Genomic DNA, 16,709 nt, shown 5'->3' on the forward strand with positions numbered 1-16,709 from the left:
TAAGTTTTGGAAACTCATTGCTCATATTGAGCTATAAAGCCGTGCATCTAAGAATATGCGGCTCAATATTTACTAAATATTCTCAATTAAGATGTTGTAATTGCCAATGTCAAATAAAACACAAATAGTTTACCTAAATGACGAGATGTTCAATTAATTCAAGAGCATGACAAAAGCAACCACAGCATCACCAATAAACTGGCATAAACCCAAAATATCGCCTTTCTTAGGGCTGATTTTGGGCATACTGATTCTGCTGATTTGCTTGGTGTTTAGCGTCGCTTTAGGTGCCGCAGAAATACCAATAAATAAGATTTTGGCATCCTTTGTCGTTTTTGATGGGTCTTATGAACATTTAGTCATTCAGACAGTGAGATTACCGCGATCGCTCATCGCCTTGCTGGTAGGATCAGCCTTGGCAGTTGCAGGTGCATTAATGCAAGGTTTGACACGCAACCCCTTAGCAGATCCCGGAATTTTAGGTATTGAGTCAGGAGCCGCATTAGCTGTAGTCACCACAACTTTTATCTTCGGTAGCTCTTCCTTAAATGTTTTAACTATCGTGGCCTTTTTAGGTGCAGGTGCGACAGCAGTGTTAGTCTACCTGATTGCTTCCTTGGGCAAAGGCGGAGCCACCCCACTGAATCTCACCATTGCAGGCGCAGCAATCACCGCCCTGATTTCCTCTGTAATGACTGCGATGCTCATAGTTAGCCAAAGAACCTTAGAAGAAATTCGATTTTGGTTAGCTGGTTCACTAGCTGGCCGCGATATCAATATATTATTGTCAGCGTTACCTTTTGTCGTGATTGGCTTAGTCGTAGCATTTGCCCTGGGTAGACAAATTACCACAATGAGTCTAGGTGAAGATGTCGCTAAAGGCTTGGGTCAACAAACGGGTTGGGTAAAAATTACAACCGCCATCAGCGTTGTCTTACTGGCGGGAAGTTCTGTATCTTTAGCTGGGCCAATTGGCTTTATTGGCTTAATTGTTCCCCATGTTGTGCGGTTTTTTATTAAAGCTGATTACCGTTGGATTTTGCCTTATTCCGCAGTCTTGGGGGCAACTTTACTGTTAATTGCAGATATCGCGGCGCGTGTCTTACTGCAACCCCAAGAAATACCAGTAGGAGTTATGACAGCCTTGGTTGGCGCACCCTTTTTTGTCTACTTGGCTAAATCGAAGGTAAGAAAATGAAATTGGATTGGCTTGTATTTCGTTCTGAAACGATATCTTTGCGGATTGACCGCCGTGTGCCACCAATGCTGTTATGTTTGGCAGTCGGGCTTGTGGTGGCGATGGTGATGAATTTAGGACAGGGTGAATATCCGATTTCTCCCTTAGATATCGTCAAAACTGTATTGGGTATAGATACAGGCAACCCAGATCATGCTTTTGTGATTGATAATCTGCGTCTACCTCGTACCTTAGTAGCTGTCATGGTGGGAATGGCACTGGCAGTTGCAGGGACTATCTTTCAAGGCATCACACGCAACCCATTAGCTGACCCCAGCATTATTGGGATTAATGCAGGCGCAAGTTTAGCAGCCGTTTCTGTAATTGTACTATTGCCAACAGCACCTATTTACGCTTTGCCTTTATCAGCCTTTGGCGGTGCTTTATTAATGGCTGGGTTAATTTACTCCTTAGCTTGGAACAATGGTAGTTCCCCCGTTTTATTTATTTTAATGGGCGTGGGATTGTCGGCGATCGCCAGCGCATTCACCAGTTTGATGATTACCTTTGGCAATATTTATAGCGTCAGTGATGCCTTGGTGTGGTTAGCGGGTAGTGTTTACGGACGCACTTGGGAACAAGTCTTTTCCTTCTTACCTTGGTTAATCGTTTTTGTCCCGATGGCGTTGATATTAGCCAGACAGTTGAACGCCTTAAATTTGGGGGATGATGTCGCCAAAGGTTTAGGAACTCGCGTGGAATGGCAACGGGGTTTACTGGTGCTAGTTGGTGTTGCCTTAGCTGGTGCAGCAGTCGCCACAGCCGGAATGATTGGTTTTGTAGGATTAATCGCACCCCATATCGGCAGACAGTTAGTAGGTACAAATCATCAAGGCTTAATTCCTATCTCGACATTGTTGGGAGGAATATTAGTTGTAATAGCAGACTTTCTAGGAAGAACAATGTTTGCACCTATTGAAATTCCTTGTGGCATTGTGACGGCTGCCGTCGGTGCGCCTTATTTCCTCTATTTGTTAATTCGTAATCGGAAGAAATAGTTTTGGGAACTAGGGAATAGGTAAAAATCTGATTTTTATTAATTTAAGATGGTAACAAATATGAAAGGCTTATCAACAAAAAGTTTATCTTTAGCTTATGATGGTGCGCCAATTATTCGTGATCTGAATTTGGCAATTCCTGGCGGCAAAATTAGTGCTTTAGTAGGCGCAAATGGTTGTGGTAAATCCACCTTATTAAGAGGGTTAGCCAGACTTTTAAAACCTTATGGTGGTACAGTTTATCTTGATGGTCAATCTATTTTTAATCTTTCTACCAAAGAAGTAGCCCAACAATTGGGAATCTTGCCACAAAACCCACTAGCACCCGAAGGACTAACTGTCAGAGATTTGGTAGGACAAGGACGTTACCCTTATCAAAACTGGTTACAGCAATGGTCAGAAAAAGATGAAAAAATCGTCCAACAAGCACTCGAAATTACCAATTTATTAGATTTAGCAAATCGAGCCTTAGATACTTTATCTGGTGGACAGAGACAACGTGCTTGGATTGCAATGGCATTGGCACAAGATACAGATATTTTATTATTAGATGAACCGACTACTTTTTTAGATTTAGCACATCAAATAGAAGTCTTAGATTTGTTATATGAACTGAACCAGCATCAAGGACGAACTGTTGTAATGGTGCTGCATGATTTAAATCAGGCTTGTCGTTATGCAGATTATTTGGTGGCTGTCAAACAAGGAAGGATTTTTACGGCTGGAGAACCGCAAAATGTGATGACGGAGGAGATGGTACAAGAAGTATTTGGCTTAGAATGTCGGATTGTATCTGATCCGATTGTTGGAACACCAATGTGTGTTCCTATCGGGCGTAAGGGTGTGAGGGTGTGCGATTCGATGTGAGTGAATCATGATAAGTCTTTCACCGGACACGATATAAATTCCTGAACAGGGTGATTTTGTCATTGATTGTGTAGTATTTTTGGTGCTAGTCTGTCTTAGGATCAATCAAATGAAACAGCTCCTCAGAACAGTATTTGGCATTAAAACATACATCATTTGGCTGCTAACCCCAATACTGGCAATTATTCTTAGTGCATCACTTTTGGCTACCCCGGCGTTAGCTACTGGTGTGTATCAAATTCCGAATTTAACCCCCGGTGGTGACTGGGTTGTAGATCAAGGTGAAGTGCTAAGTCGCATCAACGAAGGTAAAATTAGTGGTGCCTTTGAAGATTTAGCCAAGAAAACTGGCAATGAAGTGCGATTTGTCACTATTCGCCGTTTAGATTATGGTGAAACCTCAGAAAGCTTTACTAAAGGGCTGTTTGAAAAATGGTTTCCCACCAAAGAGGCGCAAGCCAATCAAATTTTGTTGGTGTTAGATACTGTTACTAACAACACTGCTATTCTTACCGGGGATAAAGTCAAGTCTTTGCTGACTGATGCTATTGCCGAGAGTGTAGCTACAGAAACCTTAGCTGCACCATTACGCAACGGTGATAAATATAATCAGGCATTTTTGGATGCAAGCGATCGCTTAGTAAAAGTTCTCTCTGGTGAACCCGACCCCGGCCCACCACAAATTGTTGATAAAGAAACGGTAGAAGGCACCTTTACCAAAGCAGAGGATACCGACAAAGGTAGTGCAACTGCTTGGGTGATAGGTCTGTTAATTGCAGCAACCGTCATCCCGATGGCGACTTACTACATATATCAAGTCAATCAGCCACAGCCACCATCTAACGGCTAAATCTGAAGTCTAAAGTATGAAGTATGAGGTGTGAAAATTTCATACTTCATACTTTTTCTAGTCTTGAACATACTCTTGTCCTGTCACTAAAGCCACCTCAGCGCGGACAAACTCTCGTCCTAAATAAGCTGCATGGTCTAACTGCGACACTGGACAAGGGTGAGTTTGTTCAAAAATTTTGACACTGAGTTCCTTGGCAGTCCTACCACTGTAAACTGTGCTGTGAGTTCTTTCCACCTTACCCCGCGCGGGAATGACTTTACCTGTTTCGGGATCTACCGCTAAACCATGCTCATCAATTACATTGGTAAAATGCTTGGCGTGGATTAATCCCTCCCCTCTGTCCAAATAGATGATGAAATAGCCAGCCGGGTCAAGGTCAATATGACGCTGAGAAAGTCTATCATCTATTGCTGCTAAATCTTTAACTATTAAATCCATAACTCCGATCAAAAACAAAATTCTTTTTTCAGGGTTTTTACACCATATACTTAAGTGTAATTCCTATGTTCCTCAATCAGAGCATTAAATTGGTAAGCGATTAATATCTTTATTACAGCCAATTACCACCATTGCTGAACCACGTTCTAGTCGCTGGTGTGGGTTTGGGTTGATGGCAAATTTACCATCTTGACTGACAGCCAGTAAATTTAAACCATAACGATTACGCAGTTGAATTTCAGTAATGGTTTTGCCATGAAACTCATCAGGCACAATCATCTCAACAATACTATGGTCTGGGTCGAGGTCAAATCTATCTAATATAGATGGTTTGGTGAGAGTACGTGCTAAAGCACAGCCGGCTTCATACTCCGGGAAAACAACATGGTCTGCACCGACTCTGTGCAGTAACTTGCGGTGAACTTCACTAGAAGCTTTCGCCACAACGTGAGGTACGCCACCTTCTTTGACATTGAGAGTAGTAATAATACTTTCTTGAACGTAATTACCGATCGCTACAATTACTGTATCAAATTCAAAAATCCCTGCTTCTTTGAGTGCGGCTGGTTCTGTAGAATCTAATTGCAAAGCATGACCGACAATTTCTTCTGTCAACGCCTCACAGACTCTTTTTTCATCAACATCTGTCGCTAGAACTTGATAACCAAATTTATGCAGAGTTGAACATACAGACCGACCAAAGCGACCTAGCCCAATGACCGCAAATTGCTGATTATCTTTACGTAAGCTGCGAAAAAAACCTAGTGATGCAAGGTTCACAGTTGCTTTCCTTATTAACGCTCCCTGTATTTAGGACAAAAAATTTTTCAATCTCACTTAAAGTATCAATTTTTATTTTTTGCCTAGTGTTTCATATTTTATCAGTTTAAGTTAATGGTATTGATACTCAGTACGGTTATCCCAACAGTAAGTTTTCGTTATCCACAAACAGATCCCCGACTTCTTTAAGAAGTCGGGGATCTGAGTCTCTCAATTTTCACAAATCCAATGAAATTGGTATGTTTAATTTTTGCCTTGTATCTAGTACAGTTCGGCGTAAATAAACAGACCATAAGAAATTGCTAAAAGGCTTGTGGTATCCTTATTCTTTCTTTTTACTTTTGCCTTTTTACTTTTGCCTTGTGTCCAGCTATCCCACCAATAAATTTTCTTCAGGATAATGAATTCTAGTAGGACGGGGGTCGCCTAAAATCGCGGACATTAACAAAAGAACCCCAACTCTACCAATGTACATAGTAATAATTAATATCAGTTTAGCGGCAGTGGAAACTGTACCCGTAATGCCTGTAGAAAGACCAACGGTAGCAAAGGCAGATACTACTTCAAATAAAATTTGAATAAAGTCTAACTTTGGATCTGTTAAAGAAATTAGAACCGTTGCCAAAATTACCGTAGCTACAGAAGCAACTAAAACACCCACGGCTTTCAATATTAAAGAGATGGCGATTTTGCGGTCATACAATAAAACTTCTTCTTTACCTTGCAAAATTGCTTTTGTACAACTTGTCAAAACTCGTAAAGTTGTAGTTTTTATACCCCCGCCTGTACCACCAGGACTAGCACCAATAAACATGAAGGCAATTGTGATGAATAGACCAGCAGTGGTCATTTTACTAATATCTATAGTGTTGAATCCGGCAGTTCTAGGGGTGACAGATTGAAACCAAGCTACTAAAAATTGACCGCCCAAATCTAAGTTACCAAAGGTTGCAGGGTTCCTCACTTCAATACAAAAAAAGGCAATTGTACCTAGAATTAAAAGAATTAAAGTTGTGCTGGTAGCAACTTTAAAGTCTAAAGAAAATATTAAACAGGTCTTTTGTTTGAAGATGCGATCGCGCAACCAAAGATACATCTCTAAAATAACTTGATAACCAATACCACCAAAAATAATTAATGTAGTAACTGTGAAAACTACTAACACAGATGTTTGATAACCAATCAAGTTATCTTTAAACAAACTAAACCCTGCATTGTTCCAAGAATTAACACTATGAAAAATCGCTAACCATAGTCCTTGTGACCAACCATATTGCGGTACGAAAGCAGGCAGCAGTAAAAAGATACCTGTAATTTCAAAAATTAAAGTAGTGGCAATAATTGAGCGAATCACTTGGGCGCTACCTTGCATTCCTGGCCTGTCTAATGCTTGTTGAATTGCCATTTTTTGCCGCAGGTCAAATTTATGTCCAATTAGCAAAATCAAAAAGGTAGTGGTTGTCATATATCCCAAACCACCAATTTGAACTAACAAGGCAATAAACAACTGACCCCAAAAAGAAAAATAAGTCCCAGGATCAACTACTGATAAACCAGTCACACAAACGGCAGATGTTGAGGTGAACAATGCCACCACTAAATTATTCCAACTGCCGTCACTAGTTGAAATTGGCAGCATCAACAAAATCGTGCCGACAGTGATGACAGCCATAAAACCCAAGCAAATTGTCCGCGAAACAGTCATATTAAGGTAGAGCCTCTCAATTCTTCCAGGCGGGTTTACTTAATTAAATTTTCCTGGAAAGGAAAAACATCTTTATTTAAAGAAAAACACACATGGTAGCCTACCAGTATGTTGATTTAAACACTGTTTTGTCTTAGCATTATTTGTTTTATGAATACAACACTATATCAGCAAATTCAGCAGTTTTACGATGCTTCTTCGGGTTTATGGGAAGAAGTTTGGGGCGAACACATGCACCACGGTTTTTACGGTGTGGATGGAACGCAAAAAAAAGAGCGCCGCCAAGCGCAAATTGATTTAATAGAAGAAATACTTCATTGGGCAGATGTCAAAACAGCAACTAACATTTTGGATGTGGGTTGTGGTATCGGCGGCAGTTCTTTATACTTAGCCGAAAAGTTTCATGCTCGGACTACTGGTATTACTTTAAGTCCTGTGCAGGCGGCGAGAGCTACAGAACGCGCCCAAGAAATGCTGTTACATCTGAAAAGTAAGTTTTTAGTGGCTAATGCTCAAGCTATGCCCTTTGCAGATAATACTTTTGACTTGGTTTGGTCACTGGAAAGTGGTGAACACATGCCTGATAAAACACAATTTTTGCAAGAATGTTATCGCGTATTAAAACCGGGTGGGACTTTAATTATGGCAACTTGGTGCCATCGAGCGACAGATGATGCACCATTAACAGCAGATGAACAAAAGCATTTACAAGATATTTATCGCGTGTATTGTTTGCCTTATGTAATTTCGTTACCGGAGTATGAAGCGATCGCTCATCAACTACCATTAAAAAATATCCGCACTGCTGATTGGTCAGTTGCGGTTGCGCCATTTTGGAATGTCGTAATTGATTCCGCAATCACACCTAGTGCGATTTTTGGCTTGTTACGTTCTGGTTGGAATACCATTCAAGGAGCCTTAGCACTAGGGTTAATGAGTCGCGGTTATGAACGTGGGTTAATTAAGTTTGGTTTGGTGTGCGGGAATAAGTAGAAATTCCAGCTTCTTGAATCGCCGAAAAAGCTGTGTCTGCAATTATTCGGTGCGCCGCAGTTGTCGGATGAATACCATCCCAAAATAAGAATTGATTTGGATGACCACATGGTTGAGAAGCAGACATACACGCACTGACAACATTGTTAAAACCAAATGCAGCCGGATTAGCGATCGCATTCCGATACAAGGTGTTAGCATCCAAACTGACAATCTCCAAGTCAGAATGCTGCTGATTTAGTATTTTTAGCGATCGCCGCAAACCTTGATTATGTGCTTGGGTTAAGGAACTGAGGCTGTTAGAATTGGCGTTGCTGCTTGTGGCGGGTAACTTACCTAAATCTGGTAGATTCGCCACCAGAAATTTTTTCGCACCGACATCTGTTAAAGAAGCGATCGCTTGTGTCACATTTTGAATTGGGACATTTGCATTATTTACCCCTTGTAAATAATCATTTGCTCCCGCCCAAACTACATATAAGGCATTGGGATCAGTCTTTTGATGTGACTGGGTAAATGACTTGACTTGAGTTAATAAGTTCGGCACATAATTGTTGCCAACATTACCAGTAGTTGCACCACCGTAAGCAAAATTGTTACTTTGCTGGCTTGGCAAATGCAGGCGATCGGCGAGATACTCCACCCACACCCGACCATTTGAGTAACGCCCCTGAAAGTAAGTTGAACTAGGCGGGTACATTCCCCCTGTTGCTTGAAATACCATTCCTGTATCCGAAAGACTGTCACCAAATACATAAAGTCCAGCGATCGGATGAGTACTAGCAAAAGAATTTGTGAGTACAACCATGATGAAAATTAAAAATGACAGTCCTATGGTTAAAAACAATTTTTTTGGCATGAATCTGCGGTTTGATTGCCAATCTTTCAACTAATATTTGTTTGGCTAAAGATTGCCCTGGTATTTATAGCAGTAGTCAAATATGTTAGGACAATTTGAAAATTTGAACGCTAGGCTTAGTAAGACTTTTCCTTCTGCCTCCTGCCTCCTGCCTTCTGCCTTCTGCTATGATTGCTTCTCTAGGCTAACAAGGCAACTAAAAGGATTTTGAGTGTAACCGAATACTTTCAGGTGTGGATTTTGCTAATCTTTGACAATTATGTCGCTTTTGATTAATCCTTTTTGTAAAGCTGTAATGACAGCTTGGGTGCGATCGCTCGCCTCTAACTTTTGTAAAATGGCATGAATATGCACACGCACTGTTCCCGGTGCAATATATAGTGCAGCAGCAATTTCTTGATTGGTTTTACCTGCTGCTAACAGTGATAAAATTTCTTGTTCGCGCCCAGTTAAGGGATTGGCAATCTTGGAGATATTTTCTAATTGAGGTAGTTCAGAAACAAAAGAAGAACGAATTTCTCTAGTTGCAGTTTCATCCCACCAAGAAGCGCCAGCCGCCACAGAACGCAATGCTAAAACTAATTTTTCCGCAGCAATACCTTTCAGGCAATAACCTTGAGCGCCTGCTTCTATCAACCGTGAAATTAAAGGCTTTTGTGAATGGGAAGTAAGAATTAAAATTGGCAGTGCCGGATTTTGCTGCTTAATTTGTCTACAAGTTTCAATTCCACCAATTCCCGGTAAACCCACATCTAACAGCACAATATCTAGAGGATATTCTTTGACTAACTCAATAGCTGTTTCACCATCTTCCGTCTCAGCAATAATTTCTAACCCAGGTTCTTGCTGCAACCGTACTTGCAAACCTAAGCGAAAAAGTTCATCATCTTCAACTAGTAGAATTTTGATTGGAGTAGAAGACATTTCACGCAGTTGGCGGAGATGGAAATGGATAAACAGGTAGTCTAAAAGCAAACACAGCACCAGTCGGCACTTTGTTCTCTGCCCAGATTATACCCCCGTGGGCTTCAATAATTTGCCGAGATAAATAAAGCCCCAAGCCTGAACCTTTAGCTTGGCGATCGCTATGACCTTGATAAAATCTTTCAAATAAGTGAGAAAACTGTTCTGCTTGAATACCCGCACCCGTATCTAAAATTTTCACGACTTGAGAAGAAGTTTGTGCTTCTAAAAAAACTTCCACCTTCCCACCACGCCGGGAATGATTAATAGCATTGACTAACAGATTATTAAACACGCGATGCAATTGCAAAGCATCACCATACACCCACAATGATTGTCGCCAATTAGAATCACCATAACTAACCGATAGATGAACGCGACGATTGGCAGCTAATTCCATCAAATCACCAGCCGCCTCTTCTGCCAAGATAGTTAAATCGACTGGTGCTAAGTCCAGTTTTAAACCTTCGGTATCGTTGCGATAAACATCTAACAGCGTTTCTACCAATTGTAGGGAGGTTTCATGACTGCGTGCCATTGTCGATAAAACTTGTTGTTGCATTGGTACAACTGGGCCGAATTTTTCTTGTTGAAAAGCTTTGATAGTTTCAATCGCTCCTAACAACGGTGTTTTTAAATCATGAGTCAGTGTAGAGGCAAAATCTTCTCGTACCTTGACCAATTCCTCTTGGGATTCTAACTTAGCGCGAGTCACTGCGATCGCCTCTTGAGAACGACGCAGGCGATCGCTTAAAATACCAGTCACAATTAAAGCCATCACCGCAATTAAGCGACTGGCTACCGTCGAGACTTTCACTAATTCATTTCCAGGTACCACCAAATTCAACAGCGTCAAACACACCGCCACCACAGTCGCTAAAAAAGTTGCCCTGCCGCCAAACCAATAGTTTGTTAATAAGATTGCGCCTGTATAAAGATATCCAAAAACATATTCTGTTGGTGTTTCAAACTCCATCAAAATTACACCAACAAATAGACACAATATAATAATAAATCTGCCTAATTTGTAGCGTTGACTATGCTTTTGAGCTACAAATTTATCTGCGTTCATCAGCGTGCGTTCATCCTCTGCTATCGGCGGTTAATTCTTTGTTTCTATATCCTCCAATATGAGCATTACTATATTCAATATAAGAATTACACAATATAGCAGGGGACAGGTAATAGGTTACAGGTGACAGGGTTAAAAGCTTTATGGTGTCTAAGTCTCATGATTTATCAATGTCCTAACCAACTTGGCTACTGCTATAACTCTCTCAAACCCTCATTACTCCGTGTTGCGCCAGTGAGGGAGTCGGCAAAGCCAACGACAGTCGCCTCAAGTCAAGAAACCAGCCCAACGGACTGGCTACAAAGATGATGCTTTTGCGACAGGAAACAAGGAATAGAAGATAGCTAACAAAGTTGCAAGCTTTGTAATATGCGGTTGTTTCTCGAAATTTGTACCTCATTTCCCTGCAATCCGCGGTATATAACAGTTCTAAATGAGATCCAATCCAATCTGTTCCCTGTTTCCTGTCCTCATTCAATGAGATTGATGTTTCTAGATATTACTCGAACCGTAGAGTGCCATCAATATTGGCAATGTGATCATCAAGGTTGATTGTGGTGGAAACCCACTGTTGAGCGCGGGTTTTACATTGAGCACTTAATAGACGTGAAGCAACTACTTGGGTTGATCTGCAAGTCTCAATAAAGTTGCTGGGTTGCCACTTCAGACTACCATCAACATTTTCAACTACTCGGTTCAAATTAATAGAACTAGTGTTGTAAACGCCACCGCTCGCTCTTTCGCAAGTAGATGTTAGAACAGAACCTTGAATACTAGTGTCACGACAAGTCAAGCTAAACTGACCCAAAGCCAAGGCAGAATTTGTGGTCATAAAAGACACAACAAATGTGAACAGGACGGCAATACATAGTTTCAGAACTGATTTCATTGTTTTCATCTCCAAGATAAAGAAAATCTAAACAAGGACAGACATTACAGCTATCGATTCTATACAAACCCTATCCAAGTGGGTGGTTTGTACGGGGCTATTATCAAGCCATATTTTAGTAAACGACAAGGTGGTGATATAAAAGTTTATACTTGTGAATAGAGTATTTTATGTAAGTAGCAAAGTTGAGCGATCGCTCAGAAAAGAGAATCAACGGTATTTTTTAATATAAGTATTAAGACTCTATGCTGACGGCGTGTTGTGGCAATTCTGTTAATTACAAGATTGTGTTAATAATGCTTGCACACGGTTGACAAACTCTTCTAATTCTGAAATTAGTTCAGTGCTGCCACGGCGTTCTTGATAAAGAGCCAGTTGTTCTAGTTTTTCAGCAGCTACATACATAGATTTCGCGCCAATGTTGTTAGTAGTGCCTTTAATTTGATGTGCTTGTTGTGCCATTTGCTGAAAGTCATTGTTAGCGATCGCAGCTTGGACTAACTCTAAACGAGACTTCATATCTTCAACAAAAATTTCCAACAACTGCAATTCAAATTCGGCATCATTTTCAGACAACTGATGTAAATGTTCCCAATCAATGAGTAATGTATTAACATCCTCTTCTGTGGCAGACACCTGATGATCAGAGGTATTTTCGGTTTGGATAGTCATGAGAAACTGACTCCAATGTTCTAATACTGCTGCCAAATTTTCTCTGATTACAGGCTTACTTAAATAATCATCCATGCCTGCATCAAGGCATAGTTGTTTATCTTCTTTCATGGCATTTGCCGTCATAGCAATAATGACTGGACGACGACGGTTAGCAAAATAACTTTCATACCAACGATGAATTTCTCTTGTAGTGTCCAAACCATCCAAAACTGGCATTTGGCAATCCATAAAAATGACATCGTAAGGAATTTTTTCTAATAGTTGTAAAACTTCTTGACCGTTGGCAGCAACATCGGCATTGTAACCCAAGCTTCTCAGCTGTCTGAGAGCAACTTTTTGATTGACTAAATTATCCTCAGCCACAAGAATTCTCAATTTAGCGGAGCCAGCAGCCAGAGGCAGGTGACTATTTTGTAAATTGTTCATTTCTAACTCCTGATTACTTGGTAGATGCTGTTGTGGTGGCGAGTGGAACCCGAAAATAGTAATGAGAGTATCAAGGAGCCGAGATGGCTTCACAGGTTTGACTAAATATGCCGCAAATCCCATTTCTAGCGATCGCTGCATTTCATCCCGTTGATTGGTAGATGTCAGCATAATTAAAGGTGTCGTCGCAATTGCAGACTTAGCCTTGATCATTTCTGCCACAGCCATCCCATTGATTTGGGAGAGCATATCAATTAAGACCACATCATAGGGTTTTTTTTGCTTTTCAGCCGTTTCTATAGCACTAAGAACAGCCTCTTCACTATCAGCTTTGTCCACCTGCATTCCCCAACGGGTGGCTTGATAATCGATAATTTTGTGATTAGTCGTGTTGTCATCTACCAAAAGCATCCGGCGATCGCGCAAAATTCCGCGATCGTCCATCATGGTGACTGGTTGGATTTGCTTGGCAAAAGGAATCTCAAACCAAAATTCCGAACCTTTGCCTAACTGACTATCTACCCCAATTTCTCCACCCATTAAACTTACAAGTTGCTTACAAATCGCCAATCCTAAACCAGTACCACCATACTTATATTTATTAGAAGTATGCACTTGAGTAAAAGGGGTAAATAACTGGTTTTGGTTTTCTGTAGTAATGCCCAAACCAGTATCTATAACGGCAAACCGAATATTAGCTGTCTTGGTATTTTCCCAGCGCAATTCGGCTTTGATGAGTACTTCTCCCACACTAGTGAATTTGATAGCATTACTAATTAAGTTCATCAAAATTTGCCGCAGGCGACTAGCATCTCCTTGGAGTTGCGTAGGCACATTGCGATAAATTAATGCAGCAATTTCTAAGTTTTTTTGATGAGCTTGGGGCGCTAATAAATCTAATACTTCTTCCACACAATTGGCTAAATCAAAATTGAGGGTTTCTAGGCTCATTTCCCCAGCCTCAAGTTTTGATAAATCTAAAATCTCGTTAATCAGACTTAATAGCGCGTCACCGCTAATGCGAATTGTTTCGATAAAATCTCGCTGTTCTTGATTGAGAGGAGTTTCTAACATTAAACTAGTCATACCCAAGACAGCATTCATCGGAGTACGAATTTCATGACTCATATTCGCCAGAAATGCACTTTTGGCTTGAGATGCTAATTCTGCTTGACGACGAGCTACTTCTAGTTCTTTTCGTTGTTGAGTTTCTACTTTGAGTAATTGAGCTTGAGCAATAGCAATGCCTACTTGATCAGCAATTTGTCGTAAAAGATGAGTTTCAAAACTTGACCATTGATGAGGAGAAGCACATTGGTGAACAATTAATAAACCACACAGTTCCTCTTTAACCAGAATTGGGATGACTAAATTGGCTTTTACCCCAAGCTGTTGCAGTAATTCGAGATGACTTTGCTGAATGCTCAGTAAATCTAACTCAGCATTGATGGCGATTTGCTTTTTGCGATATTGTTGTAGATAGTATTGTTGTTGATATTCTGTTTGTAAGTAAGTGTCAGCAATATTTTTTTCTTTAATTGATGGCCAACCAGTAACTACAGCCTCAACTAACATATTGTCTGAGCCATCACTAGACATTTGCGAAATTAACACCCGGTCAGTTTGCAGAATTTTTTGGACTTCTTTGACGGTGATTGCCAAAATGTCTTCTATTTGCAAAGATTGACGAATCTTGAGAGTAATTTCCGTCAATAATTGCGATCGCAAGTTTTGCCGTTGTAGTTCTTCTTCCGCTTTTTTACGTTGAATAAACTGCCCGACTTGTTCACCAATCGAATTAAGAATTCGACCTAAATCTTGGTCATATTGCTGAATTTTCTGGCTGAAACAAGTAATTACCCCAAAGATTTTATGTTCACTGCGAATTGGGAAACCAAAAGCGCCATGTAATCCTATCTGGTTTGCCAGTTGATGGCGCAAAAATTTGGGGTTATTGGCAACATCAGTAAACCATACTAGTTCACAATTAGCCCAAGCATGACCCGGTAATCCTATTCCTGGTGCAAACGTGATTTCCTGACACCGGTTTGTAAACTCGTGTACATCCAAAGAATCACGATGCCACGAGTCAGAATATCTAAGTACATTTGCTTGTTGGTCAATCATCCAAATTTCACTTACATCCCATTCCAAGTTTTCACAAATAGCTTGTAAAATCTGAGGAATGGTTTCGGCGATCGTTGTAGACTCTGCTAAAACACGGGTAATTGCATACTGTGTCTTCAGCTGCTTTTGGGCGCGTTTGCTATCTGTAATATCAATACCTGTACTAATTACATATTCCACTGCGCCTTCATAGTTTTGCAAGATAGCATTTGACCAAGCAATTAGTCGCCGACTACCATCTTTAGTGATCCAATAATTTTCATAATTTTGATAGCCTTGATGCTCACTTGTTCGTAACTGAGCAAACACAGCTTTGACTGGCTCAATTTCTTCAGGTAACAAAAACAAATTCCAGAAATATCTTCCCCTGACTTCATCAAATGAGTAACCCGTAATTTCTTCACAAGCATGGTTGAAGCGGACAATTTGCCCTTGAGCATCCAGCACAATCACTAAGGCACTAGCTGTATCTAGAACTGCGGAGATAAAGTTACGTTCTTCATTGAGCTTATCTTCTGTTAATTTTCTGACTGTGAATTCGCAATAAATCAGGTAATAAACTACAGCTAGAATAAAAAAGCTTAGACAGATAGCAAAAGCTAAAATTAAAATTGTGTAGCGAGTGCTAACTTTTGCCGTTTGTGACTGCTCTTTTAATAATTGCTTTTCTTCATTTTCTATTGTATAAATTGTTTGGCGAATATCAGGCATTAAATTATTTTTTTGCTCTGCCAACATTGCCTTTAATGCCACGTCAAATCCCTGAGCTTGACGCAGTTCAATAGTTTTTCTGAGGACGGTTATTTTAGCTGTAATCAGTTCTTCCAAAATGATTACTTTTTGTTTTTGACGAGGCTTATCTGTTGTGTAAATTTGCAGATTCGTCATTTGTTTATCAATATTCGTGAGTGCTGTTTTATACGGCACTAAATAACTATGATCTCCTGTGAGAATGTAATCCCTTTGTCCAGCTTCGGCATCTTTGAGGTCGGAGAGTAGTGTTTCTAAACGGGTAATTTGCTTTTGGGTTTTTTGAATTTGATGGTTAGTATTAATAAATATTTTGGTATTTTTATAAGAAATCAAGCCGATCAAAACTAAAATTACTGAGGCTAAACCAAAGCCACCAGTAACTCTTTTAAAAAAATCTCTATGTACCTTTTGTTTATGTTTGCGTTCGTTTGCAATACTGGCTAAATTTGCTAGACTCCGCTGCATTTCCATCTGTTTAATGACTTGTCGCCCCAGAATGCGTAATGCTTCGATTTGCTGCGGAGAGAGATTACGAGGTACACGATCAATAACACAAAGTGTACCCAGCGCATAACCTTCAGGGTTAATCAATGGTACACCCGCATAAAATCGAATGTGGGGATCAGAAGTCACTAATGGGTTTTGTGCAAAACGTTCGTCAGCTTTGGCATCAGGAACAATCAGAACATCAGACCCTAAAATAGAATAGGCGCAAAATGCAATATCTCTGGGTGTTTCTGGTACATTTAGTCCGACTTTTGCCTTAAACCACTGACGATTTTGATCAATTAAGCTAATTAAAGCGATTGGAGTTCCGCAAATATACGAAGCTAAATGTGTCAATTCATCAAATGCTGCTTCTGATGGAGTATTGAGGATTTTATACTCTAACAGTGCTTCTATTCTTTGTGCTTCGTTATCGGGTAATGGTGCTTTCATCCTATTTGTTTTATAAACTTGCTCTTATACTTGAAAAAACAGGCAATCAGTTGATGAATATTCGTCGGTTGAAAATCTGGTAGATGACAGATTACAGAGTTAAAAGTATGTTGCTGTTGTTGATATTTACAGATG

The 16,709-nt window shown here is 40.2% G+C and carries 14 protein-coding genes; 6 read left to right on the forward strand and 8 right to left on the reverse strand.

From position 1 onward, the window contains the following. The first annotated feature begins 166 nt into the window (after window positions 1–166). The 4 genes from H6G75_RS05395 (at window position 167) to psb32 (ending at window position 3,952) form a co-directional block, all read left to right on the forward strand. The gene (locus tag H6G75_RS05395) at window positions 167–1,198 is read left to right on the forward strand and encodes an iron ABC transporter permease (protein WP_190978939.1); all 1,032 of its coding nucleotides are present in this window, start codon (window positions 167–169) and stop codon (window positions 1,196–1,198) included. Then, window positions 1,195–2,235, forward strand: coding sequence for an iron ABC transporter permease (locus H6G75_RS05400; protein ID WP_190978940.1), 1,041 nt, complete (start codon window positions 1,195–1,197; stop codon window positions 2,233–2,235). Before H6G75_RS05395 ends, H6G75_RS05400 begins: the two co-directional genes overlap by 4 nt. Before the next feature lie 60 nt (window positions 2,236–2,295). After that, window positions 2,296–3,102, forward strand: coding sequence for an ABC transporter ATP-binding protein (locus H6G75_RS05405; protein ID WP_190978941.1), 807 nt, complete (start codon window positions 2,296–2,298; stop codon window positions 3,100–3,102). Between the two features lie 109 nt (window positions 3,103–3,211). Next, on the forward strand, window positions 3,212–3,952 hold the full coding sequence (psb32, locus tag H6G75_RS05410) for a photosystem II repair protein Psb32 (RefSeq protein ID WP_190978942.1): 741 nt from the start codon (window positions 3,212–3,214) through the stop codon (window positions 3,950–3,952). Between the two features lie 57 nt (window positions 3,953–4,009). Here psb32 and H6G75_RS05415 read toward each other — a convergent pair whose 3' ends face one another. From H6G75_RS05415 to H6G75_RS05425, 3 genes are all read right to left on the reverse strand, one after another. Further along, complete coding sequence (locus H6G75_RS05415; RefSeq protein ID WP_062295903.1) at window positions 4,010–4,393, reverse strand: DUF4346 domain-containing protein; 384 nt, start codon at window positions 4,391–4,393, stop codon at window positions 4,010–4,012. An 84-nt stretch (window positions 4,394–4,477) separates the two neighbouring features. Next, window positions 4,478–5,173: an NAD-binding protein gene (locus H6G75_RS05420; protein WP_190589641.1), complete on the reverse strand. Its 696-nt coding sequence runs from the start codon at window positions 5,171–5,173 to the stop codon at window positions 4,478–4,480. Window positions 5,174–5,543: 370 nt separating this feature from the next. Continuing rightward, window positions 5,544–6,878: a TrkH family potassium uptake protein gene (locus tag H6G75_RS05425; protein WP_190978943.1), complete on the reverse strand. Its 1,335-nt coding sequence runs from the start codon at window positions 6,876–6,878 to the stop codon at window positions 5,544–5,546. A gap of 150 nt (window positions 6,879–7,028) precedes the next feature. Between H6G75_RS05425 and H6G75_RS05430 the strand changes: the two genes are divergently transcribed. Continuing rightward, window positions 7,029–7,871, forward strand: a complete 843-nt coding sequence (locus H6G75_RS05430; protein ID WP_190978944.1) for a methyltransferase domain-containing protein — start codon at window positions 7,029–7,031, stop codon at window positions 7,869–7,871. Here H6G75_RS05430 and H6G75_RS05435 read toward each other — a convergent pair. From H6G75_RS05435 to H6G75_RS05445, 3 genes are all read right to left on the reverse strand, one after another. Beyond that, window positions 7,840–8,679, reverse strand: coding sequence for an SGNH/GDSL hydrolase family protein (locus H6G75_RS05435; RefSeq protein ID WP_242051462.1), 840 nt, complete (start codon window positions 8,677–8,679; stop codon window positions 7,840–7,842). The two genes, H6G75_RS05430 and H6G75_RS05435, sit on opposite strands and share 32 nt — an antisense overlap. A gap of 294 nt (window positions 8,680–8,973) precedes the next feature. Then, on the reverse strand, window positions 8,974–9,654 hold the full coding sequence (locus H6G75_RS05440) for a response regulator transcription factor (RefSeq protein ID WP_190978946.1): 681 nt from the start codon (window positions 9,652–9,654) through the stop codon (window positions 8,974–8,976). 1 nt (window position 9,655) lies between these two features. Continuing rightward, complete coding sequence (locus H6G75_RS05445; protein ID WP_190978947.1) at window positions 9,656–10,765, reverse strand: sensor histidine kinase KdpD; 1,110 nt, start codon at window positions 10,763–10,765, stop codon at window positions 9,656–9,658. A 123-nt stretch (window positions 10,766–10,888) separates the two neighbouring features. Between H6G75_RS05445 and H6G75_RS05450 the strand changes: the two genes are divergently transcribed. Next, window positions 10,889–11,074, forward strand: a complete 186-nt coding sequence (locus H6G75_RS05450; RefSeq protein WP_190978948.1) for a hypothetical protein — start codon at window positions 10,889–10,891, stop codon at window positions 11,072–11,074. 190 nt (window positions 11,075–11,264) lie between these two features. Here H6G75_RS05450 and H6G75_RS05455 read toward each other — a convergent pair whose 3' ends face one another. Both H6G75_RS05455 and H6G75_RS05460 read right to left on the reverse strand, forming a co-directional pair. Next, window positions 11,265–11,654 (reverse strand): CVNH domain-containing protein, encoded by a 390-nt coding sequence (locus tag H6G75_RS05455; protein WP_190978949.1) that lies wholly within the window; start codon window positions 11,652–11,654, stop codon window positions 11,265–11,267. Window positions 11,655–11,927: 273 nt separating this feature from the next. Further along, window positions 11,928–16,574, reverse strand: a complete 4,647-nt coding sequence (locus tag H6G75_RS05460; RefSeq protein WP_190978950.1) for a GAF domain-containing protein — start codon at window positions 16,572–16,574, stop codon at window positions 11,928–11,930. Window positions 16,575–16,709: the final 135 nt, after the last annotated feature.

Origin of the sequence: Nostoc sp. FACHB-280, assembly GCF_014697615.1 — a bacterium.
In the GTDB taxonomy this organism is placed as follows: domain Bacteria; phylum Cyanobacteriota; class Cyanobacteriia; order Cyanobacteriales; family Nostocaceae; genus Nostoc_B.